This window comes from Streptomyces sp. NPDC004111 (genome assembly GCF_042874215.1).
Taxonomy (GTDB): Bacteria; Actinomycetota; Actinomycetes; order Streptomycetales; family Streptomycetaceae; genus Streptomyces.
This window is the reverse complement of record NZ_JBIAMU010000019.1, coordinates 1-21563: the sequence shown is the minus strand read 5'-3', so window position 1 is coordinate 21563 and position 21563 is coordinate 1. Positions and strand designations below refer to the sequence as shown.

At 68.1% G+C, this 21563-nt stretch carries 18 protein-coding genes and 1 tRNA gene; 8 read left to right on the top strand and 11 right to left on the bottom strand.

Features of this window, described 5'->3' with window-relative positions; genetic code table 11:
* Positions 1–20: 20 nt before the first annotated feature.
* The 11 genes from ACFYVL_RS31965 to dnaA all read right to left on the bottom strand — a co-directional run bounded on the left by ACFYVL_RS31965 (position 21) and on the right by dnaA (position 15048).
* The gene (locus tag ACFYVL_RS31965; protein WP_389251069.1) at positions 21–1496 is read right to left on the bottom strand and encodes a hypothetical protein; all 1476 of its coding nucleotides are present in this window, start codon (positions 1494–1496) and stop codon (positions 21–23) included.
* A 569-nt stretch (positions 1497–2065) separates the two neighbouring features.
* Entirely contained in the window at positions 2066–2200 is a 135-nt protein-coding gene (locus ACFYVL_RS31960) for a DLW-39 family protein (protein WP_003958712.1), read from the bottom strand.
* A gap of 158 nt (positions 2201–2358) precedes the next feature.
* Positions 2359–2432 (bottom strand) — tRNA-Ile (locus ACFYVL_RS31955).
* Positions 2433–2536: 104 nt separating this feature from the next.
* Positions 2537–3196 (bottom strand): DUF3566 domain-containing protein, encoded by a 660-nt coding sequence (locus ACFYVL_RS31950; RefSeq protein WP_389251067.1) that lies wholly within the window; start codon positions 3194–3196, stop codon positions 2537–2539.
* Positions 3197–3289: 93 nt separating this feature from the next.
* Positions 3290–5908 (bottom strand): DNA gyrase subunit A, encoded by a 2619-nt coding sequence (gene gyrA / locus ACFYVL_RS31945; protein WP_389251065.1) that lies wholly within the window; start codon positions 5906–5908, stop codon positions 3290–3292.
* A 42-nt stretch (positions 5909–5950) separates the two neighbouring features.
* Positions 5951–8056 carry a DNA topoisomerase (ATP-hydrolyzing) subunit B gene (gyrB, locus tag ACFYVL_RS31940; RefSeq protein WP_389251064.1) on the bottom strand — a complete coding sequence of 702 codons (2106 nt, stop codon included), beginning with the start codon at positions 8054–8056 and terminating at the stop codon, positions 5951–5953.
* Positions 8057–8409: 353 nt separating this feature from the next.
* Positions 8410–8961, bottom strand: coding sequence for a DUF721 domain-containing protein (locus ACFYVL_RS31935; RefSeq protein ID WP_389251415.1), 552 nt, complete (start codon positions 8959–8961; stop codon positions 8410–8412).
* Between the two features lie 26 nt (positions 8962–8987).
* A complete protein-coding gene (gene recF, locus ACFYVL_RS31930; protein ID WP_389251062.1) occupies positions 8988–10109 on the bottom strand; it encodes a DNA replication/repair protein RecF in 1122 nt (373 codons plus the stop codon).
* 30 nt (positions 10110–10139) lie between these two features.
* On the bottom strand, positions 10140–11018 hold the full coding sequence (gnd, locus tag ACFYVL_RS31925; protein WP_389251060.1) for a phosphogluconate dehydrogenase (NAD(+)-dependent, decarboxylating): 879 nt from the start codon (positions 11016–11018) through the stop codon (positions 10140–10142).
* Between the two features lie 131 nt (positions 11019–11149).
* Positions 11150–12280 (bottom strand): DNA polymerase III subunit beta, encoded by a 1131-nt coding sequence (dnaN, locus tag ACFYVL_RS31920; protein ID WP_389251058.1) that lies wholly within the window; start codon positions 12278–12280, stop codon positions 11150–11152.
* 908 nt (positions 12281–13188) lie between these two features.
* Complete coding sequence (dnaA, locus tag ACFYVL_RS31915; RefSeq protein ID WP_389251056.1) at positions 13189–15048, bottom strand: chromosomal replication initiator protein DnaA; 1860 nt, start codon at positions 15046–15048, stop codon at positions 13189–13191.
* A gap of 395 nt (positions 15049–15443) precedes the next feature.
* Here dnaA and rpmH point away from each other — a divergent pair, with 395 nt between their 5' ends.
* From rpmH to ACFYVL_RS31875, 8 genes are all read left to right on the top strand, one after another.
* Positions 15444–15581: a 50S ribosomal protein L34 gene (gene rpmH, locus ACFYVL_RS31910; RefSeq protein ID WP_014137019.1), complete on the top strand. Its 138-nt coding sequence runs from the start codon at positions 15444–15446 to the stop codon at positions 15579–15581.
* An 18-nt stretch (positions 15582–15599) separates the two neighbouring features.
* Positions 15600–16001, top strand: coding sequence for a ribonuclease P protein component (gene rnpA / locus ACFYVL_RS31905; RefSeq protein ID WP_389251054.1), 402 nt, complete (start codon positions 15600–15602; stop codon positions 15999–16001).
* Positions 15998–16357, top strand: coding sequence for a membrane protein insertion efficiency factor YidD (gene yidD / locus ACFYVL_RS31900; RefSeq protein ID WP_389251052.1), 360 nt, complete (start codon positions 15998–16000; stop codon positions 16355–16357). Before rnpA ends, yidD begins: the two co-directional genes overlap by 4 nt.
* Positions 16358–16360: 3 nt before the next feature.
* On the top strand, positions 16361–17620 hold the full coding sequence (gene yidC / locus ACFYVL_RS31895) for a membrane protein insertase YidC (protein ID WP_389251051.1): 1260 nt from the start codon (positions 16361–16363) through the stop codon (positions 17618–17620).
* A 14-nt stretch (positions 17621–17634) separates the two neighbouring features.
* The gene (locus ACFYVL_RS31890) at positions 17635–18150 is read left to right on the top strand and encodes a protein jag (RefSeq protein ID WP_389251049.1); all 516 of its coding nucleotides are present in this window, start codon (positions 17635–17637) and stop codon (positions 18148–18150) included.
* A 99-nt stretch (positions 18151–18249) separates the two neighbouring features.
* Positions 18250–18969, top strand: a complete 720-nt coding sequence (rsmG, locus tag ACFYVL_RS31885; RefSeq protein ID WP_389251047.1) for a 16S rRNA (guanine(527)-N(7))-methyltransferase RsmG — start codon at positions 18250–18252, stop codon at positions 18967–18969.
* Positions 18970–19245: 276 nt separating this feature from the next.
* Positions 19246–20322 (top strand): ParA family protein, encoded by a 1077-nt coding sequence (locus ACFYVL_RS31880; protein ID WP_389251045.1) that lies wholly within the window; start codon positions 19246–19248, stop codon positions 20320–20322.
* Positions 20319–21419, top strand: coding sequence for a ParB/RepB/Spo0J family partition protein (locus tag ACFYVL_RS31875; protein ID WP_389251043.1), 1101 nt, complete (start codon positions 20319–20321; stop codon positions 21417–21419). The genes ACFYVL_RS31880 and ACFYVL_RS31875 overlap by 4 nt, the downstream gene beginning before the upstream one ends.
* Positions 21420–21563 lie beyond the last annotated feature (144 nt).

Below are 21563 nucleotides of genomic sequence, written 5' to 3'. Positions count from 1 at the left end.
CCCTCGCGGGGCCCGGCCCGCTACCAGGCCGAAGGCGGCCCGTACCCCTGAGCCTGCTGCGGAGGCTGCTGACCCTGCCCCTGCTGCTGAGGCACGCCCGGCTGCGGTACCGCCTGCTGCGGTACGCCCTGCTGCAACGGCTGGGTCTGCCGGACCTGCGCCGGATGCGACGGCACGGGTCCCGCCGCCCTCCGCCGCGCCACCAGCGTCCACACCCCGAGTCCCAGCACGAGGACCGTGCCGGCGCCGATCCCGGCCGCCGCGACGGTCTTCATCGTGCCGCTGCGCTCCGCCTGCGGCACGCTCTGACCGTTGGCGGCGGCCTCCCGGTCGTCGTCCGAGACCCCGAAGTCCGAGGCGGCACCCGCGTAGGCGGGTCCGGGCTCCTTCGTACCCGTCACGTTGACCCGCAGCGTCATCCCGTACGCCGCGTTCCCGAAGGTCGTGCCCACCTGCGGGCTCAGCGTGACCCGCAGGTAGTACCAGCCGGCCAGCTGCATGTCCCCGTCACCGCTGCGGGAGGTGAAGCGGTTCTCGTACTTCACGGGCGGCAGCGGATCCATCGCCGCCGTCTTCTGCTTCCCGTCGTACGAGAAGTCGCTGCCCTTCACGAAGCCGCGTGCCGGGTTGTAGAGCGCGAAGGACAGCGCGCTGCCGACGAAGCCGTTCTTCCCCCCGGGGGCGCTGTGCAGGTCGACGTCGGAGAAGATCTGCTGCCCCCAATCGACGGGCACCCGGTAGAACAGCGACTCCCCGGGCTTGATCCCGTCACGCCACTCGCCGGCCGTCAGGCCCGTGGCGTCGTTGAAGCCGGTGCCTCCCTTGCGGTTCTGCGGCCCGCCGGTGGGCGGGTCGGGGGATGTGCTCGGCCAGGTCGAAGGCGCGGCCGTCGGACCGGCGCTCCTGAGCCCCGGCTCGGACTGGTGGCGGATCTCCAGGTCCCAGTCCTCCTGCGAGGACTTTGCCCCGCTGCCCCGCTCGACCAGCACGTAGTACGTACCGGCCTTCTGGCAGCTGCTGGAGCCCTTATCGATCAGGCGTGCCCCGTAGGTACTGAGCGGCCGGGGGTACTCCGCGGACCCGAAGGTCACGTTGTCCCCCAGGTCGCAGGAGCTGCTGTCGCGGTCCAGCACCGACACCTTGAGGTCGTCACCGATGCCGACCTTGGTCCCGGTCCTGGGCACGGCGACGGCCGACACGTAGGAGTTCGTCGTGGCGTCGAGGTCCAGCCGGTAGTACTGCTTGCTCTTCGGCTTGATGCTGTCCCTGTACGTCGCCCCGGCCGCAAGCGCCGGTGCGTCCGCGGTACCCGCCGTGCCCTTGACCGGCTGGGCGGCCTTATCGAAGGCGTACGGGGCGGGCGTACCCGCGGCCAGCGCCTGTCCCGCCTGTCCCGCCTGTCCCGACACCGCGCACAGCGCCGCCGCCCCCGCGAGCATCCCCCGAAGTCCCCGGCGGCTCCGGAGCCACCGGATCTTGCTGCGCTGCCTGATCACGCGCCACCCCTTGTCGTGTTGCCGGCCGTCGCGGTGCCGGTCCATCCTGCCCCGCCCGTCGCGGCACTGCCCGTGCGGGTGACCGCATCGGCGGCCGTTCCGCTCCGCACTTTCGCAAGCATCGCGCCCCACAGCGCTCCTGACCGTTCGTCACCCCGCCAAAAAGCCCTGGAAGGGCCCCGTACGGCCCTCGAAGGGGCGGTGTAACGGGAAAGCACCCCTTGGGGGCCGTACGTCGCCCACAGCCCGGCTGAACGCCTCACGATCGAGCGCCTGTACGGACAGCGCGAGCCGAGTTCCGTGAAACCTTCGAGCCGACTCCGGCTGTTTCACGTGAAACGCCGACGCCGGCTGTTTCACGTGAAACATCGACGGCTCCCGCGACCAGCACCCACACCCGGCAGCCACAGAACCCGCAAGACCCCTCACCTACTTTGCTACCGCAAGCTATCTATTCACACTGGCGAACACCAGGGATTCCGCGTCACGGTCCAGCAAAACGAACGGCACACAGCACAGGGCCCCGGCCGCTCGAAAGCGACCGGGGCCCTGCTGGTGACTACTGGAGCTCAGACACCCGAACCTGCGGGCACGGAGTCAGTCGCCTCCGTCCACAGATCCTGCTCGGCGCGATCCGCCTGGATCTGGCGGTACACGAGGAGCCCGCCAATGGCGGCCAGTGCGACCAGGAGAAGCTTCTTCACCGCGCGACCTCGTCTTTCCTTGACGTAGGAGACCTCTTGGCGGCCGACTATACACACCGGCCGATACCGATCGGTGACCTACCGGGGCTACAACTTCCGCACACGCAAAAGCGGTTGGCCCGGACGAGAACTTCCTCGTCCGGGCCAACCGGTAATTGTGGGGCTAACAGGATTTGAACCTGTGGCCTCATCCTTATCAGGGATGCGCTCTAACCAACTGAGCTATAGCCCCGCCGCGCTCGCGCGCTGACTTCTGAAGATTAGCGCACGTGGGGGGCAGTACCAAAATCGGTTCCCCGCCCCCCGCCGCGAGCGCCTCTCCGCAGCTTCCGAGGACTACTCGTCCTCGGCGAGCGTGAGCTCCACACCGCCGACGAAACCGGCCGACAGGTTGTAGATGAAGGCGCCGAGCGTCGCCAGTGCCGTCGCCAGCACCACGTCGATCACCGCGATCACCGAGGTGAAGAGCAGCACCCGCGGCAGCGACAGGAACGACTGGAGGTCGAACCCGCTGCTCTCGCCGGAACCGGCCGTCGAGCTGGTCGCCTCGCTGATGGTGCCGCCGACGGTCGCGAAGACGCCCATGGCGTCCATGACCATCCACAGCACCGCCGCGGCGATCACCGTGCAGACGCCCAGTGCGATCGACAGCAGGAAGCTGACCTTCATCACCGACCACGGATCGGCCTTGGCCACCCGCAGCCTGGCCTTGCGCGTACGCGGCGTCGTCCGCGCCCCGGTGCGGGGCCGGCGCACCGCGCCGGTCTGACCGCCCTGGGTGCCGCCTCCGCCCGGCTGACCGCCGCGCTGGCCGCCTTGCGTGCCCCCGCCGCCCTGCGGCCCCGCAGGACCGCCCTGGGACGCCTGGTAGGCCTGCGGCGGGTGGTACGGCTGGGAGCCCGGCCCCTGGGCCGGCTGCTCCCGCTCACCGGGCAGCGGGCCGGCCGCGTACCCGTCGTAGCTCTGCTGGGGCTGCGGCCCCCGGGTGTCCGTCACAGTTCCCCCCTGGGAGTCCGCGGCAGAGCCACGGGCACCGGGTGCTCCAGCTCCGGAAGATTTTCCTCCGGCGCCCGTGGCTCCACTCACGACCTACTCCTCGTGCTCCCCTGCCGAAGGCTCTGCGCCCTCGACGACTTCGGCCGCGGCCGTGGCAGTGACCGCACCGTTCTCATCGGTCTCCGGGCCGTCCTCGACACCGTCGACCTCCTCGGCCTCACGGCCTGCCTCGGCGTTGCGCGCGATGCCGACGACGGCATCCCGCTTGCCCAGGTTGATCAGTTGGACGCCCATGGTGTCACGGCCCGTCTCCCTGACTTCGTTGACTCGCGTACGAATCACACCGCCGCCGAGCGTGATGGCGAGGATCTCGTCCGTCCCCTCCACCACCAGCGCGCCGACGAGCGAGCCGCGGTCCTCCACGATCTTGGCGGCCTTGATACCCAGACCGCCGCGACCCTGGACCCGGTACTCGTCGACGGGGGTGCGCTTCGCGTACCCGCCGTCGGTCGCGGTGAACACGAACGTACCGGGCCTGACCACATTCATCGAGAGCAGTTCGTCGCCCTCGCGGAAACTCATGCCTTTCACGCCCGAGGTCGCGCGCCCCATCGGGCGCAGCGCGTCGTCCGTGGCGGTGAAACGGATCGACTGGGCCTTCCTGCTGACCAGCAGCAGGTCGTCCTCGGCCGACACCAGCTCGGCACCGATCAGCTCGTCGTCGCTGCCGTCCGCGGTCTCCCGCAGGTTGATCGCGATGACACCACCCGAACGGGGCGAGTCGTAGTCCTTCAGCGACGTCTTCTTCACCAGGCCGCCCTTGGTGGCCAGGATCAGGTACGGCGCCGCCTCGTAGTCCCGGATCGCCAGGATCTGCGCGATCTTCTCGTCCGGCTGGAAGGCCAGCAGGTTCGCCACGTGCTGGCCGCGCGCGTCCCGTCCGGCGTCGGGAAGCTCGTACGCCTTGGCCCGGTAGACCCGGCCCTTGTTGGTGAAGAACAGCAGCCAGTGGTGCGTCGTGGACACGAAGAAGTGGTCGACGATGTCGTCCTGCTTCAGCTTCGTGCCGCGCACGCCCTTGCCGCCGCGCTTCTGCGACCGGTAGTCCTCGGTCTTGGTGCGCTTCACGTAGCCACCGTTGGTGATGGTGACGACGATGTCCTCCTCGGCGATCAGGTCCTCCATGGACATGTCGCCGTCGAAGGGCACCAGCTGGGAACGCCGGTCGTCGCCGTACTTGTCGACGATGACGGCCAGTTCCTCGCTGACGATCGCGCGCTGGCGCTGCGGGGAGGCCAGGATCTCGTTGTACTCGTTGATCTTGGCCTGGAGCTCGTCGTGCTCCGCCACGATCTTCTGGCGCTCCAGGGCGGCCAGACGGCGCAGCTGCATCTCCAGGATGGCGTTCGCCTGGATCTCGTCGATGGAGAGCAGCCCCATCAGGCCCTCACGGGCGATCTCGACCGTGTTGGAGCGGCGGATCAGCGCGATGACCTCGTCGATCGCGTCCAGCGCCTTGAGCAGACCGCGCAGGATGTGCGCGCGCTCCTCGGCCTTGCGCAGGCGGAACTTCGTCCGCCGGACGATGACCTCGATCTGGTGCGTCACCCAGTGGCGGATGAACGCGTCCAGCGACAGAGTGCGCGGCACCCCGTCGACCAGCGCCAGCATGTTCGCGCCGAAGTTCGACTGCAGGTCGGTGTGCTTGTACAGGTTGTTCAGCACGACCTTGGCGACGGCGTCGCGCTTGAGCACGATGACCAGGCGCTGACCGGTCCGCGACGAGGTCTCGTCACGGACGTCGGCGATGCCGCCGATCTTGCCGTCCTTCACCAGGTCGGCGATCTTCTGCGCCAGGTTGTCCGGGTTGGTCTGGTACGGGAGTTCCGTGACGACCAGGCACTGCCGGTTCTGGATCTCCTCGACGGCCACCACGGCGCGCATCGTGATCGAGCCGCGGCCCGTCCGGTACGCCTCCTCGATGCCCTTGCGGCCCACCACCAGCGCGCCGGTCGGGAAGTCGGGGCCCTTGATGCGCTCCATCAGCGCGTCCAGGAGCTCCTCCTGCGAGGCGTCCGGGTTGTCCAGGCACCACTGGGCGCCGGCCGCGACCTCGCGCAGGTTGTGCGGCGGAATGTTCGTCGCCATACCGACCGCGATGCCCGCCGAACCGTTCACCAGCAGGTTCGGGAAGCGGGACGGCAGGACCGTCGGCTCCTGGTTGCGGCCGTCGTAGTTGGCCGTGAAGTCGACGGTCTCCTCGTCGATGTCGCGGACCATCTCCATGGAGAGGTTCGCCATCTTGCACTCGGTGTAGCGCATGGCCGCCGCCGGGTCGTTGCCCGGGGAGCCGAAGTTGCCGTTGGAGGCCACCAGCGGCATCCGCATCGACCACGGCTGCGCCAGACGCACCAGGGCGTCGTAGATCGAGGAGTCGCCGTGCGGGTGGTACGTACCCATGACGTCACCGACGACGCGGGCGCACTTGTAGAAGCCCTTCTCGGGCCGGTAGCCACCGTCGTACATCGCGTAGAGCACGCGACGGTGCACGGGCTTCAGGCCGTCCCGCACGTCGGGCAGCGCACGCGCCACGATGACGGACATCGCGTAGTCGAGGTACGAGCGCTGCATCTCGGTCTCAAGCCCGACGGGCTCGATCCGTACGGTCTGACCCTCGTCAGCGGGGGTCTCAGGGGTGATCTCGTCGGCCATTGCTGGTCAAAATCCTTTCGAAGCGGTCAGCGACGGACCGACTCAGATGTCGAGGAACCGAACGTCCTTGGCGTTGCGCTGGATGAACGAGCGCCGCGCCTCGACGTCCTCACCCATCAGCACCGAGAACAGGTCGTCGGCCTGGGCCGCGTCGTCCAGGGTGACCTGGCCGAGCACACGGTGGTCGACGTCCATCGTGGTGATGCGCAGCTCCTCGGCGTCCATCTCACCGAGACCCTTGAAGCGCTGGAGGTCGCCCTCCTTGATGCGCTTGCCCTGCTGCTCGCCGGCCTCGCGCAGCGCGTCGCGCTCACGGTCGGAGTAGGCGTACTCGACGTTGTCGCGGCTCCACTTGAGCTTGTACAGCGGCGGGCGCGACAGGTACACGTGTCCCGCCTCGACCAGCGGCCGCATGAAGCGGAACAGGAACGTCAGGAGCAGCGTGTTGATGTGCTGACCGTCGACGTCGGCGTCCGCCATCAGGATGATCTTGTGATAGCGGAGCTTCTCGATGTCGAAGTCCTCGTGCACACCGGTGCCGAAGGCGCTGATCAGCGCCTGGACCTCGGTGTTCTGGAGGATCTTGTCGATGCGCGCCTTCTCGACGTTCAGGATCTTGCCGCGGATCGGCAGGATGGCCTGGTACATCGGGTTGCGGCCGGACTTCGCCGAACCACCGGCGGAGTCACCCTCGACGATGAAGATCTCGCACTTCGTCGGGTCGTTGGACTGGCAGTCGCTGAGCTTGCCCGGCAGCGACGCCGACTCCAGCAGACCCTTGCGGCGGGTCAGGTCGCGTGCCTTGCGGGCGGCGACGCGGGCCGTGGCGGCCTGGATCGCCTTGCGGACGATGTCCGCGGCCTCGTTGGGGTTGCGGTCGAACCAGTCGTTGAGGTGCTCGTGCACGACCTTCTGCACGAAGGTCTTCGCCTCGGTGTTGCCCAGCTTGGTCTTGGTCTGGCCCTCGAACTGCGGCTCGCCCAGCTTGACCGAGATGATCGCGGTCAGACCCTCGCGGATGTCCTCACCCGCGAGGTTGTCGTCCTTCTCGCGCAGGAACTTCTTCTCGCGCGCGTACCGGTTCACCAGACCGGTCAGCGCCGCGCGGAAGCCCTCCTCGTGGGTACCGCCCTCGTGCGTGTGGATCGTGTTGGCGAAGGAGTAGACCCCCTCGCTGTACTGCGAGTTCCACTGCATCGCGATCTCGACCGAGAGCATCCGCTCCTTGTCCTCGGCCTCGACGTCGATGACGGTCGGGTGGATGAGCTCACCCTTGCGCGAGTTCAGGTACTTCACGAAGTCGACGATGCCGCCCTCGTAGTGGTACGTGACCGTGCGGGCCTGCTCCTCGTCGACGGCCTCGGCCGTGTCCGCACCCGCGACGGCCTTCGCGGACTCCCGCTCGTCCGTGAGCTTGATGGTCAGTCCCTTGTTCAGGAACGCCATCTCCTGGAAACGCCGCGACAGCGTCTCGAAGGAGTACTCGGTGGTCTCGAAGATCTCGGGGTCGGACCAGAACGTGACCGAGGTGCCGGTCTCCTCGGTCGCCTCGTGCCGCTCCAGCGGCGCGGTCGGGGCGCCCGCCTTGTAGTCCTGCGTCCAGCGGTAGCCGTCGGTCCGGATCTCGACGGAGAGCTTGTACGAGAGCGCGTTCACGACGGAGACGCCGACGCCGTGCAGACCACCGGAGACCGCGTAGCCTCCGCCGCCGAACTTGCCACCCGCGTGCAGCACGGTCAGCACGACCTCGACGGCCGGCTTCTTCTCGACGGGGTGGATGCCCACCGGGATGCCTCGGCCGTTGTCGATCACGCGGACGCCGCCGTCGGCGAGGATCGTGACGTCGATGGTGTCCGCGTGCCCGGCCAGGGCCTCGTCGACGGAGTTGTCGACGACTTCCTGCACCATGTGGTGCAGTCCGCGCTCACCGGTGGAGCCGATGTACATGCCGGGTCGCTTGCGGACCGCGTCCAGGCCCTCAAGCACTGTGATCGCGCTGGCGTCGTACGACGAGGTGACCTCGGCGGAAGTACCCCCCGAAGAGGTCACCTCCGCGGAGACGACCTCGCCGCCCTCGCCGGCGATGGACGGACTGATCTCGTTGGGGTTGCCGGAATCGGCCACGAAGCGCCCTTTCTGGCACAGCACAGGCCCATCCCCTGCCTTTGGCTGGGGGGGTTCCCCATCCCCAGGCAGGCAGGAGCGGCTGCGTCGTTCTGTGTGAGTCGACGTGCCCCGCGACATAAGCGAGGACTACGCACCAGTCTACCGGTAGCGCGGACACGAATGGGGGTTTGCCGGTACCTGAGTCCGCATGTGCCGCCCCGAACCGGTGCCGAACGACTCCCCATATTCGGGGAGGGGCCCCAGGCTGCTCACACCGGCGTCCAGCGCTTCGGGCTGTCAACCTCCCACTACGGTGAGGGACGCCTCACTCCTGCTGTCCGGTTTCACGTGAAACATGGAAGTCTCCGTTTCACGTGAAACATCGCAGAACCGGACTACCCGTACGTATCGCCGGGCCCCTTGCTCCCTGGCGCGCGCAGCGGCCCGTACCGGCGCTGCGGGCCCGACGGCCCGTGCAACTTGATCTGCCGCACGGTGTCCCGCCCGAGTTCCCCGTTGAGCCGCTTCAGAAGATTGGGCAACATCCACTTCAGTTGCGTCGCCCACGCCGTCGAATCGCACTGCACGACGAGGATGCGCTCGTCCTCGTCGTACTTCAGCGGCTCCGAATGCTGAGCCACCTCCGGTCCGACGATCTCCTTCCAGCGCCCCATCACCCCGCTGACCGCGATCGGCATCTCCCAGCCGCGCTCGGTCTTCAACCGGTCCAGCGCGGCACCCAGCTTCAGCGGATCCCGCCCGTCCGCACCCGACCCCGAACGCAGGCTGCCGCCCCGCCGTACCGTCTTCCTCTGCTGTGCCGCAGCGCCCCGTGCCCGCGCCTGCTCCTTCGCCGCGGCCAGCGCCTGCCGGGCCAGATCGACCCCGGAGGACTCCGGCACTCCCGACGCGGACGCCCCCGGTACCGGAGCGCCTTCCTTCCCGATGCGCGGCTTCGGCTTCTCCTCGCCGCTCACAGCCGGGTCACCTCGCCGTCGGCCACCGAGAACCGCGTACCCGCCAACGCCTCCGGAACGTCGTCGTCCACCGCCGCCGTCACCAGCACCTGCTCACCCGGAGCCACCAACTCCGCAAGCCGGGCACGTCGTCGGGCATCCAGTTCGGCGAACACGTCGTCAAGTACGAGAACCGGCTCGTTGCCCTCGGCACGCAGCAGGTCGTACGAAGCGAGCCGCAGCGCCAGCGCGTACGACCAGGACTCCCCGTGACTCGCGTAGCCCTTGGCGGGCAACTGGCCGAGCTTCAGGACGAGTTCGTCCCGGTGGGGGCCGACCAGCGTCACGCCCCGCTCGATCTCCCGCTTGCGCGCCTCCGCGAGCCCGGCCATCAGCTGCTCGAACAGCTCCTCGCGGGACTGCGCCTCACCGGGCGCGGAGTTGCGGTACTCCAACGCCACCGGTCCCCCGCCCGGGGCCAACTGCTCGTAGGCCTTGTCCGCCAGCGGCTGGAGCGTCGCGATCAGGTCCAGACGCTGCGCGAGCAGCTCCGCCCCCGCCTTCGCCAGGTGCTGGTCCCACACGTCGATGGTGGACATGTCCATCGACCGGCCACCGTGCCGCCGCGCCATCGCCGCCGACTTCAGAAGCGTGTTGCGCTGCTTCAGCACTCGCTCGTAGTCCGACCGCACTCCGGCCATCCGGGGCGAACGAGCCGTGATCAGCTCGTCCAGGAACTTCCTGCGCTCACCCGGATCACCCTTCACCAGCGCCAGGTCCTCCGGCGCGAACAGCACCGTCCGTACGATCCCCAGCACATCCCGGGGCCTGACCTGGGACGATCTGTTGATCCTGGCCCGGTTGGCGCGGCCGGGGTTCAGCTCCAGCTCCACCAGCTGGGACCTCTCGCCCTGGGTGACGGCCGCCCGGATCACCGCGCGCTCGGCGCCCATCCGCACCAGCGGCGCGTCCGAGGACACCCGGTGGCTGCCGAGGGTGGCGAGATAGCCGACCGCCTCGACCAGGTTCGTCTTGCCCTGCCCGTTCGCCCCCACGAAAGCGGTGACGCCCGGGTCGAGGGGAACTTCGACCCGGGCGTACGAGCGGAAGTCGGCCAGCGACAGATGCGTGACGTGCATGGTGGTGCGCCGACCTTCCCCCGACCGCGCTTACTTCTTGGACTCGACCGCGTGGCCGCCGAACTGGTTGCGCAGCGCGGCGATCATCTTCATCTGCGGGGAGTCGTCCTGGCGCGAGGCGAAGCGCGCGAACAGGGAGGCCGTGATCGCGGGCAGCGGCACGGCGTTGTCGATGGCGGCCTCGACGGTCCAGCGGCCCTCGCCGGAGTCGGCGGCGTAGCCGCGCAGGCCCTCCAGGTGCTCGTCGTCGTCGAGCGCGTTGACCGCCAGGTCCAGCAGCCAGGAACGGATGACCGTGCCCTCCTGCCAGGAGCGGAAGACCTCGCGCACGTCCGTGACGGAGTCGACCTTCTCCAGGAGCTCCCAGCCCTCGGCGTACGCCTGCATCATGGCGTACTCGATGCCGTTGTGGACCATCTTGGCGAAGTGGCCGGCGCCGACCTTGCCCGCGTGGACCGAGCCGAACTCGCCCTCGGGCTTCAGGGCGTCGAAGACCGGCTGGACCTTCGCCACGTTCTCGGCGTCGCCGCCGTACATCAGCGCGTAGCCGTTCTCCAGGCCCCAGACGCCACCGGAGACACCGCAGTCGACGAAGCCGATGCCCTTGGCCGCGAGCTCCTCCGCGTGCTTCTCGTCGTCCGTCCAGCGCGAGTTTCCGCCGTCGACGACGATGTCACCGGGGGAGAGCAGCTCAGCGAGCGCGTCGATCGTGGACTGGGTGGCGTCACCGGCCGGGACCATGACCCAGACGACGCGCGGGCCCTTGAGCTTGCCCACAAGCTCTTCCAGGCTGTGGACATCGGCGACGTCCGGGTTCCGGTCGTAACCGATGACGGTGTGGCCTGCGCGGCGGATGCGCTCGCGCATGTTGCCGCCCATCTTGCCGAGGCCGACGAGACCGAGCTCCATCAGAGATTCCTTAAGCTTCGAGGCGATTCGTACCCGGGTCCGAGCCTACGCCCGGCTTGTGCGAACGGCCCGAGGGGCACGTCAGGCCCGGCGCCCCCTGGGCCCCGGGCCTGCACCGCACTGCTGGGCGATCAGCCGGAAAGACGCACCGGCATGATCAAGTACTTGTACGCGTCGTCCGCCTCGGCGTCCACGGCAGGACGGCCGCTGAGCAGCGCCGGCTTGGTGGACGTCGTGAAGGACAGCTGGGCGACCGGGGAGTCGATCGCGCTCAGACCGTCCAGCAGGAAGGTCGGGTTGAAGGCGATCGAGATGTCGTCGCCGTCGAGGTTCGCGTCGACGCGCTCCACAGCCTGTGCATCGTCGCTGGAACCCGCTTCGAGGATCAGGACGCCCTGCTCGAAGGTCAGCCGCACCGGAGTGTTCCGCTCGGCGACCAGCGCCACACGCTTGACCGCCTCGACGAACGGGGCGGTCTCGATGACGGCGACCGAGTTGAACTCGGTGGGGAAGAGCGTCCGGTACTTCGGCAGGTCGCCCTCCAGGAGACGGGTCGTCGTGCGACGTCCCGCGCCCTCGAAACCGATCAGGCCCTCACCGGCACCGGAGCCCGACAGCGCGATCGTGACCGTGTCACCGCTGGTCAGCGACTTGGCGGTGTCCAGGAGCGTCTTGGCGGGCACCAGGGCGACCGCGGACGCGTCCGGGTCCTCCGGCTTCCACAGGAACTCGCGGACGGCGAAGCGGTAGCGGTCGGTCGACGCCAGCGTGACCGTCTCGCCCTCGATCTCGATGCGCACACCGGTGAGGACGGGCAGCGTGTCGTCACGGCCGGCGGCGATGGCCACCTGGGCGGCGGCGGAGGCGAAGACCTCACCGGGGACGGTGCCCGTGGCGGTCGGCATCTGCGGCAGCGCCGGGTACTCCTCCACAGGAAGGGTGTGGAGTGTGAATCGCGAGGAACCGCAGACCACGGTCGCCCGTACACCGTCTGTGGAAATCTCCACCGGGCGGTTGGGGAGTGCGCGGCAGATGTCGGCCAGCAGCCGGCCGGACACCAGGACCGTGCCGTCCTCCTCGATCTCCGCGTCCACCGACACCCGGGCCGAGACCTCATAGTCGAAGCCGGAGAGGCTCAGCGCGCCCTCCTCGGCCTTCAGCAGAAGGCCCGCGAGGACGGGCACCGGCGGACGGGCCGGGAGGCTGCGAGCCGTCCAGGCCACCGCCTCCGCGAGTACATCGCGCTCCACCCGGATCTTCACCGGAACCGCCTCCTGCTGTTGCTGGCTCGCCCTGCTGGCTTTCTTCGTCTGACGGGTGTCTCCCGGCCGTCGGCTGGGGAGGTTCACCGGGGACCAGTCTGACGTACGCCACCGACAGTCGGTGCGGCCGTGGGTCAAGTCGTGGAGAGAGGCCCGAGGGACCACCGGGCCGAGTTGTACACAGGGCCTTCTTCGATGCGGATTCCGGGCTAACTCTTAGTGGGAGTAGTAGTAGGGCCTGTGGAAACCGTGGATAACCCCGTTTCCGCAGCTCAGGCCCACTTTTTTGTCCACTGCGCCTGTGGGCGGAACCCGTGGACAACTCGGTGCTTCTGTGGACGGGCGGAAGTTCTGCACACCCGATGCACAGGCACCCCTGACTTCCCCACAGCTGTGTCCCCAGCTTTACCCACCTTCCCCACAGGCCAATCGGGGACGTTGGTGTGACGGCTTTCACTCGACCCGGTGAGACGGGGTGTCGTGTTGCCGAACAGTGGACAGCCCTGGGGAAAAGCTGTGGGCAAGCTACGGACAGCTGTGGGTCGACGGTGGACAACCTTCCGCGACCCCTGTGGATGAAAATTCTGTCCACAGGCTGTGGATTAAGGTTTGCCACAATTCCACAACCACCTGACCTGGGGTGATGGACCCTCAACAACTGCTCCTGTGGATGGAATCGGGACAACCTGACAGTCCCCAGGGTGTGGACGGGACATGGTCCCAAGATCTGTGGAGAACCGCAGCCCCCTTGGCGTTAATCGAACAGGGCTGGGCGTCGGGCAGGTATCAACAGGCTTGGGACAACGCCCCCGGGCCCCCGATCCGGGCGCTCGAAGCGTGGAATCCGGGCGCGAAAAGGCGCCCGGAGGATGGATCCGGGCGCCTTCTGGGGCGTAACGGCGCTGTCGTCAGCCGTTCTTGATGCGGTTGGTGAGCTCCGTGACCTGGTTGTAGATGGAGCGGCGTTCGGCCATCAGGGCCCGGATCTTCCGGTCCGCGTGCATCACCGTCGTGTGGTCCCGGCCGCCGAACTGTGCGCCGATCTTCGGCAGCGACAGGTCGGTGAGCTCCCTGCACAGATACATGGCGATCTGCCGCGCCGTCACCAGCACCCGGCTGCGCGAGGATCCGCACAGGTCGTCCACCGTCAGGCCGAAGTAGTCGGCGGTCGCCGACATGATGGCCGGCGCGGTGATCTCCGGAGAGGCGTCCTCACCGCCGGGGATCAGGTCCTTGAGCACCTGCTCGGTGAGACCGAGGTCCACCGGCTGCCGGTTCAGGCTCGCGAAGGCGGTGACCCGGATCAGCGCCCCCTCCAGCTCACGGATGTTGCGGGAGATGCGGGAGGCGATGAACTCCAGTACCTCCGGCGGGGCGTTGAGCTGCTCCTGCACCGCCTTCTTGCGGAGGATCGCGATCCGCGTCTCCAGCTCGGGCGGCTGCACGTCGGTGGTCAGACCCCACTCGAAGCGGTTGCGCAGCCGGTCCTCCAGCGTGACCAGCTGCTTGGGCGGCCGGTCGGAGGACAGCACGATCTGCTTGTTCGCGTTGTGCAGCGTATTGAAGGTGTGGAAGAACTCCTCCTGCGTCGACTCCTTGCTCGCCAGGAACTGGATGTCGTCGACGAGCAGGATGTCCACGTCGCGGTAGCGCTTGCGGAACGCGTCGCCCTTGCCGTCGCGGATGGAGTTGATGAACTCGTTGGTGAACTCCTCCGAACTCACGTACCGCACCCGCGTGCCCGGGTAGAGGCTGCGCGCGTAGTGCCCGATGGCGTGCAGCAGGTGCGTCTTGCCGAGTCCGGACTCGCCGTAGATGAAGAGGGGGTTGTACGCCTTCGCGGGAGCCTCGGCGACGGCGACAGCGGCCGCGTGCGCGAACCGGTTCGACGAGCCGATGACGAAGGTGTCGAAGAGGTACTTCGGGTTGAGGCGCGCGTGCGGCTCGCCCGGTCCGGGGGCAGGTGCGGGCTGTGCGGCGAGCGGGCCGGGGGCACCGCTGGCGGCCGGCAGCGCGGGGCCGCCGCCGTGCCGCGGTCCCTGGTCCTGGCGCTCGGCACGGTCCTGGCGCTGCGGCTCGTACGACTGCTGTTGCTGGTCGTAGGAGCGGTCCGGCAACTGCGACCGGTAGTCGTGCTGGGGCGGCCGGGAGTACGGGTCGCGTTCCTGGAAGCCGCCGAGCCGCTGCTGCTGCCAGCCGCCGTGGTCCTCCTGGGACCCGGGCCAGGCACCCGGCGCGGGGCGCGACTGCTGGCGGTACTCGGGGTAGGCGGGCCGGGCGGTGAGGCCGTCGTCCTGGGGGCGGTGCCCGTAGGAGTCGTACGAGTCCCGGGAGTCACGGCCGTCCCGCGCGTCGTGGGCGTCGCGGTGGACGTCGCGCTGCGGGGGGTCGTCGTGCTGCTGGGGGTGCTGGGTGTGAAGCTGCTGGTTCTGGTGCTGGCCCGGGTAGGAGGGCTGCTGCCGCGCGGGTGCCGGCTGGGGTGCGGGCGACTCGCCCACCGAGTCGTCGACCGTGATGGCGATGCGGATCGGCCGGCCGCACTCGTGGCTCAGGGCCTCACTGATGAGCGGCGCGAGGCGCCCCTCCAGGACCTGCTTGCTGTACTCGTTGGGTACGGCGAGCAGGGCGGTGTCGGCGACCAGCGCGAGCGGCTGGCAGCGTTCGATCCACTGTTTGTCCTTGGCCTCGACGCCCTGCTGGCCCTCGCCGAGCAGATGCTCCAGCACGTGCGGCCACACTGCGGCAAGATCGGCAGGTACGTCAGCCACAGGGCACGCTCTCTCACAGGTCCCACGAAGGTGTGGTTCTCGGGACGGGACGGGAAGTTCAGGCTGGACAGGCAGGGACACATGGGCTGCATGCCTACGAAAGCCTGAATCCAGGTTGGGCCACGGTAGTCGTGGCAGCTCACGCGGTTCAAGTTGTTGTCCACAGCCTGTGCACAGTGGACCCCCGACAAGCCCCGGTTTGACCGGATGGCGTAGCCGCGCGTACCGTAACCAGGTCGAGTTGTCGATGGCTGCTGCCGCCTGCCTCCGATGGGCAAAGATCATGATCAATGATCGTGAAGCGGTGCACTGAGAGCGTTGCGAGCTTCCTCGTGGGCGCACGGTGACAGCCAGGCGATGTCCCGCCAACCCCGATTCATTTCTGGAGCCCCCGAGTGAGCAAGCGCACCTTCCAGCCGAACAACCGCCGTCGTGCCAAGACCCACGGCTTCCGTCTGCGCATGCGTACCCGCGCCGGCCGCGCCATCCTGGCGAACCGCCGTGCCAAGGGCCGCACTGAGCTGTCCGCCTGATCCCGTAGGGATCATGACGTGCTGCCTACCGAGAATCGGCTGAGGCGGCGCGAGGACTTCGCGACCGCGGTACGACGAGGGCGCCGCGCAGGCCGCCCGCTTCTCGTCGTCCATCTACGCAGTAGCGGTGCAACGGACCCGCATGCGGCAGGGGAGAGCACTCCCCCGGCGCGTGCGGGTTTCGTCGTGAGCAAAGCCGTCGGTGTCGCCGTCGTACGCAACGCGGTGAAGCGGAGACTTCGCCACCTCGTGCGCGACCGGATCGCCGAGCTGCCCCCCGGTAGCCTGGTTGTTGTACGGGCGCTGCCCGGAGCGGGTGACGCCGACCACGCACAGCTGGCCCGAGACCTGGACGCCGCACTTCAGCGGCTGCTGGGCGGGGATCCCCAAACCGAAGGTCGGGGAAGAGGCACGCGATGAAGTACCCGCTGCTGGCGCTCATCAAGCTGTACCAGTGGACCATCAGCCCCATGCTCGGGCCGGTCTGCCGGTACTACCCGTCGTGTTCCCACTACGGATTCACGGCCATCGACCGGCACGGTGCGGTGAAGGGCACTGCTCTCACCGCCTGGCGCATCCTGCGGTGCAATCCGTGGTCGCCCGGTGGTGTGGACCATGTCCCGCCCCGCACCCGACGGCGGTGGCACGAAGCGCTGCGCGACGCGTGGCGCGGTAGCAAGGGCGAGAAGTCCGCCGTTGGCGTGTCTTCTCGGGGATCGGCCCCCGAAACCCCGAGCCCGGCCGCAGAGACCTCGCCCAATGCTCAAGGAGCCTGATTAGTGGACACGATTGCCAGTCTGTTCAGCTTCATCACCTGGCCCGTTTCCTGGGTCATCGTCCAGTTCCACAAGGTGTACGGCGCCATTTTCGGCCCCGACACGGGGTGGGCCTGGGGCCTGTCCATCGTGTCGCTGGTGGTGCTGATCCGTATCTGCCTGATCCCGCTTTTCGTGAAGCAGATCAAGTCGACGCGGAACATGCAGGTGCTCCAGCCGAAGATGAAGGCGATCCAGGAGCGCTACAAGAGCGACAAGCAGCGTCAGTCCGAAGAGATGATGAAGCTGTACAAGGAGACGGGCACCAACCCGCTCTCCTCGTGCCTTCCCATCCTGGCGCAGTCCCCGTTCTTCTTCGCCCTGTACCACGTGCTGTCGGGCATCGCCGATGGCAAGAAGATCGGCGTCATCAACGAGACGCTGCTGGAGAGCGCCCGTCAGGCGCACATCTTCGGTGCCCCGCTGGCCGCGAAGTTCACGGACAGCGCGGACAAGATCGCGAGCCTCGACGCCTCCGCCACCTCGGTCAAGATCGTCACCGCGATCATGATCGTGATGATGTCGGCCTCGCAGTTCTTCACCCAGCGCCAGCTCATGACGAAGAACGTCGACCTCACGGTCAAGACGCCGTTCATGCAGCAGCAGAAGATGATGATGTACATCTTCCCGGTGATGTTCATGGTGATGGGCATCAACTTCCCCGTGGGTGTTCTCGTCTACTGGCTGACCACCAACGTGTGGACCATGGGCCAGCAGATGTACGTCATCAACCAGAACCCGACGCCCGGCAGCAAGGCGCAGGACTCCTACCTCCAGCGCCTGCTGAAGTCCACGGTGGACGCGGGCGGTGTGGTGAAGGCGAAGCGCAAGCGCAACGTCATCAAGGTGATCGTCGCCAAGGGCACCGACCGCAATGACGTCGAGCGCAAGTTCATCAACGGTCTGGCCAAGGCCGGCCTGGCCGCCGAGGCGGACGGTTCGGTCGTGAAGAGCGCCACCGCGCTCGCCGAGGCCGAGGGTGCTCCCGCCGCGAAGCGTCAGCAGCCCAAGCGCCAGACGAAGGCGAAGCGCCAGAGCGCCACCGCACAGCAGGGCGCGGCCAAGACGCCCGAGGACTCCGACTCCAAGACCTCCTTGGAGAAGAAGGACACGCCGCAGGACGCCAAGCCCACGTCGGCAGGCAAGCCCGCCGGTTCCGCACGCCAAGCCAAGCCCGGGCAGCGCAAGGGTCCGCAGCGGCCCAAGCACCCGTCCAAGAAGTAAGAAGGAGTCCTCCCGTGACGGACACCACCACTTCCTCCGCACCCGCCGAGGGCAACGACACCCTGACGCGCCTGGAGCAGGAAGGCGAGATCGCGGCCGACTACCTCGAGGGTCTGCTCGACATCGCCGACCTGGACGGCGACATCGACATGGATGTCGAAGCCGACCGAGCGGCAGTTTCGATCATCAGCGACTCCAGCGGTCGTGACCTGCAGAAGCTCGTGGGCCGTGACGGTGAGGTGCTCGAAGCACTTCAGGAGCTGACCCGGCTCGCCGTGCACCGGGAGACCGGCGACCGCAGCCGGCTGATGCTGGACATCGCGGGCTTCCGGGCGAAGAAGCGCGAGGAGCTCGCGGAGATCGGTGCGAAGGCCGCCAACGAGGCCAAGAGCACCGGTGCGCCCGTGAAGCTCGACCCGATGACGCCCTTCGAGCGGAAGGTCGTACACGACGCGGTCGCCGCGGCGGGCCTGCGCAGCGAGTCGGAGGGCGAGGAGCCCCAGCGATTCGTCGTCGTGCTCCCGGCCTGACCGGAGCATTGCCTTTCGGCCCCGTCTGTTCGCAGGCGGGGCCGATCTTTGTCAGCCTGATAGTCAGCCACCACAGTGCGGTACGGAAGGACGGTCCCCGTGACGGAGGCAGCAGCAGAGCTTCCCCAGGCGCCGGAAGAGGCCCGGGCGGTATTCGGCGAGTTCTTCCCGCAAGCCGTTCGGTACGCCGAGCTGCTCGCGGACGCGGGTGTCGAGCGCGGGCTGATCGGCCCGCGCGAGGTGCCGCGTCTGTGGGAACGGCACCTGCTGAACTGCGCCGTGCTCTCGGAAGTGGTGCCCAAGAACATCACGGTGTGCGACGTGGGCTCGGGCGCGGGACTGCCCGGGATCCCGCTGGCCCTGGCCCGCCCGGACCTGAAGATCACCCTGCTCGAACCGCTGCTGCGGCGCACGAACTTCCTCCAGGAAGTCGTCGAACTGCTCGGCCTGGACCACGTCACGGTTGTACGCGGTCGCGCCGAAGAGGTCATGGGCAAGGTCGAGCCCGTGCACGTGGTGACTGCCCGTGCAGTGGCCCCGCTGGACCGGCTGGCCGGCTGGGGCGTTCCGCTGCTGCGGCCGTACGGCGAGATGCTCGCGCTCAAGGGAGACACCGCCGAGGACGAGCTCAAGGGTGCGCGGGCCGCGCTCAGCAAGCTCGGTGTGGTCAAGACCGAAGTGCTCCAGGTCGGTGCGGGAGTGGTGGACCCGCTCTCCACGGTGGTGCGCGTAGAGGTCGGGGAGAGCCCCGGCGGGGTACGTTTTGCCGCCAAGCGGGCCAAGGCCGCGAGGACCGGACGCTCCCGACGCCGTCGCTGACAGCCCCCTCGTCATCGAGAGCCCTGTCGTCTGCAGGCCCTGATGCTCCATACAAGCTGCCGCCCAAGCGCGGTGCGGAGTGTCGGGGGCCCCGGGTGAGCCCATCCGTGCATCGTGTTTCACGTGAAACGTCGCTCGCTGCTGCAAGGAATCATCAGCCGGGGCCGCGCGGCCGCCACGCCGCAAGGGTCAAGACCCGAAAGGACGACAGGGTTGTCCACAAAGGCGGGTTCTTCCACAGGAGAACGGGCCTCACTGGTTCGCGACCCCCAAAGCGTGACAGGCTCTGAGCATTACGAGCCTGAAGTCGAGGAGAGTGAATCCTTGCGGTCCGACGCCAACATCGCGGGACCGATGACCGATCCGGTCCCCGGCCCCCGTTCCGAAGCAGCGGGAGACGATGTTTCACGTGAAACATCGGCCCTGCCTGACGACACCCCTATTGGTCGTGCTGCCCACCTGGCGGTAGATGCCCTCGGCCGTACCGGCGAGGGGCTGCCGAGGCCCGAGCAGACACGTGTGATGGTGGTCGCCAACCAGAAGGGTGGGGTGGGCAAGACCACGACAACGGTCAACCTTGCCGCCTCGCTCGCGCTTCACGGCGCACGGGTTCTGGTGATCGACCTCGATCCGCAGGGAAACGCCTCCACGGCGCTGGGAATCGATCATCACTCCGAAGTTCCCTCGATCTACGACGTCCTCATCGACAGCAAGCCGCTGTCGGACGTGGTCCAGCCCGTCAGGGACGTCGAAGGCCTCTTCTGTGCCCCGGCCACCATCGATCTCGCCGGTGCGGAGATCGAATTGGTGTCCCTGGTGGCACGGGAGAGCAGACTTCAGCGCGCTATCCAGGCGTACGAGCAGCCGCTGGACTACGTCCTCATCGACTGCCCGCCGTCGCTGGGCCTGCTGACCGTCAATGCGATGGTCGCCGGTGCGGAGGTCCTGATCCCGATCCAGTGCGAGTACTACGCACTGGAGGGTCTCGGACAGCTCCTGCGGAACGTGGAGCTGGTGCGCGGGCACCTCAACCCCGAACTGCATGTGTCGACGATCCTGCTCACGATGTACGACGGCAGGACCCGGCTCGCCTCGCAGGTCGCGGAAGAAGTACGGAGCCACTTCGCCAAGGAAGTCCTCAAGACCAGCATCCCGAGGTCCGTCCGGATCTCGGAGGCTCCCAGTTATGGGCAGACCGTGCTCACCTATGACCCGAGCTCCAGCGGCTCGCTTTCGTATCTCGAAGCGGCGCGGGAGATCGCGTTGCGGGGGGCCGGTGTCTTCTACGAGGCGCAGCACGCCCATGCTGTCGACCCGAACAATCAGCACAGCATGGCGGAGGGTGTCCAATGAGCAATCGACCTAGAGGACTGGGACGCGGGCTTGGCGCGCTGTTCCCGCAGGGCCCGCAGGAGAAGCAGACTCCTGCCCCGGACGTCGCTCCGGCAGCGGCGCCGGTGCTGACGGCGGAGCGGGGGGTGGCCGCAGCGAAGGTGGCCGCGCTGCCGTCGAATGTTTCACGTGAAACAGAGGTTCCGGCACAGGACCGGGATCCCGAGCGGCCTGCGGCGGAGAAGCTGGAAGCGCCTGCCGGTGCGTTCTTCGCGGAGGTGCCGATCGGGGCGATCAACCCGAACCCTCGGCAGCCTCGTGACGTGTTCGATCCGGATGCTCTCGCGGAGCTCGTCACTTCCATCAAGGAGGTGGGGCTGCTTCAGCCGGTCGTCGTACGGCAGACCGGTGCGGAGCGCTTCGAGCTCATCATGGGTGAGCGTCGTTGGCGGGCCTGCCGGGAAGCCGGCCTGGAGCGGATTCCCGCGATCGTCCGCGCCACCGAGGACGAGAAGCTTCTGCTGGACGCTCTGCTGGAGAACCTCCACCGGGCACAGCTCAATCCGCTGGAAGAGGCCGCGGCCTACGACCAGCTGCTCCAGGACTTCGCCTGCACGCACGACCAGCTGGCCGACCGGATCGGTCGTTCGCGCCCGCAGGTCTCCAATACGCTGCGTTTGCTGAAGCTCTCCCCGCCCGTGCAGAAGCGCGTGGCTGCCGGTGTGCTGTCGGCCGGTCATGCACGGGCCCTGTTGACGCTCGAAGCGTCCGACGAGCAGGACCACCTCGCGAAGCGCATCGTGGCCGAGGGGCTCTCGGTGCGTACGACCGAGGAGATCGTCAAGCTGATGAACTCCCAGCCGGCGACGGAGACCAAGCCCAAGGGACCGAGGGCCGGCTCTCTGATGGCTCCCGCTCTGTCGGACCTCGCCTCGCGTCTGTCCGACCGGTTCGAGACCCGGGTGAAGGTCGACCTGGGCAAGAAGCGCGGGAAGATCACGGTCGAGTTCGCCTCGGTGGAGGACCTGGAGAGGATCCTCGGCACTCTCGCGCCCGGCGAGGGCCGCGTCCTGGAGAAGAGTCTGGCGGAGCAGGACGGCCAGGACGAGGAGAGCTGAGTTCTCCACACACGTCTCGAAGGGCGGGGGGGGGGGGGGGGGGGGGGGGGGGCCCCCCCCCCCCGCGGGGGGGGGGGGGGGGGGGCGGGGGGAGCGGGGGGGGGGGGGGGGGTTTTTTGGGGAGCGCGCGAGATAAAGAAACAA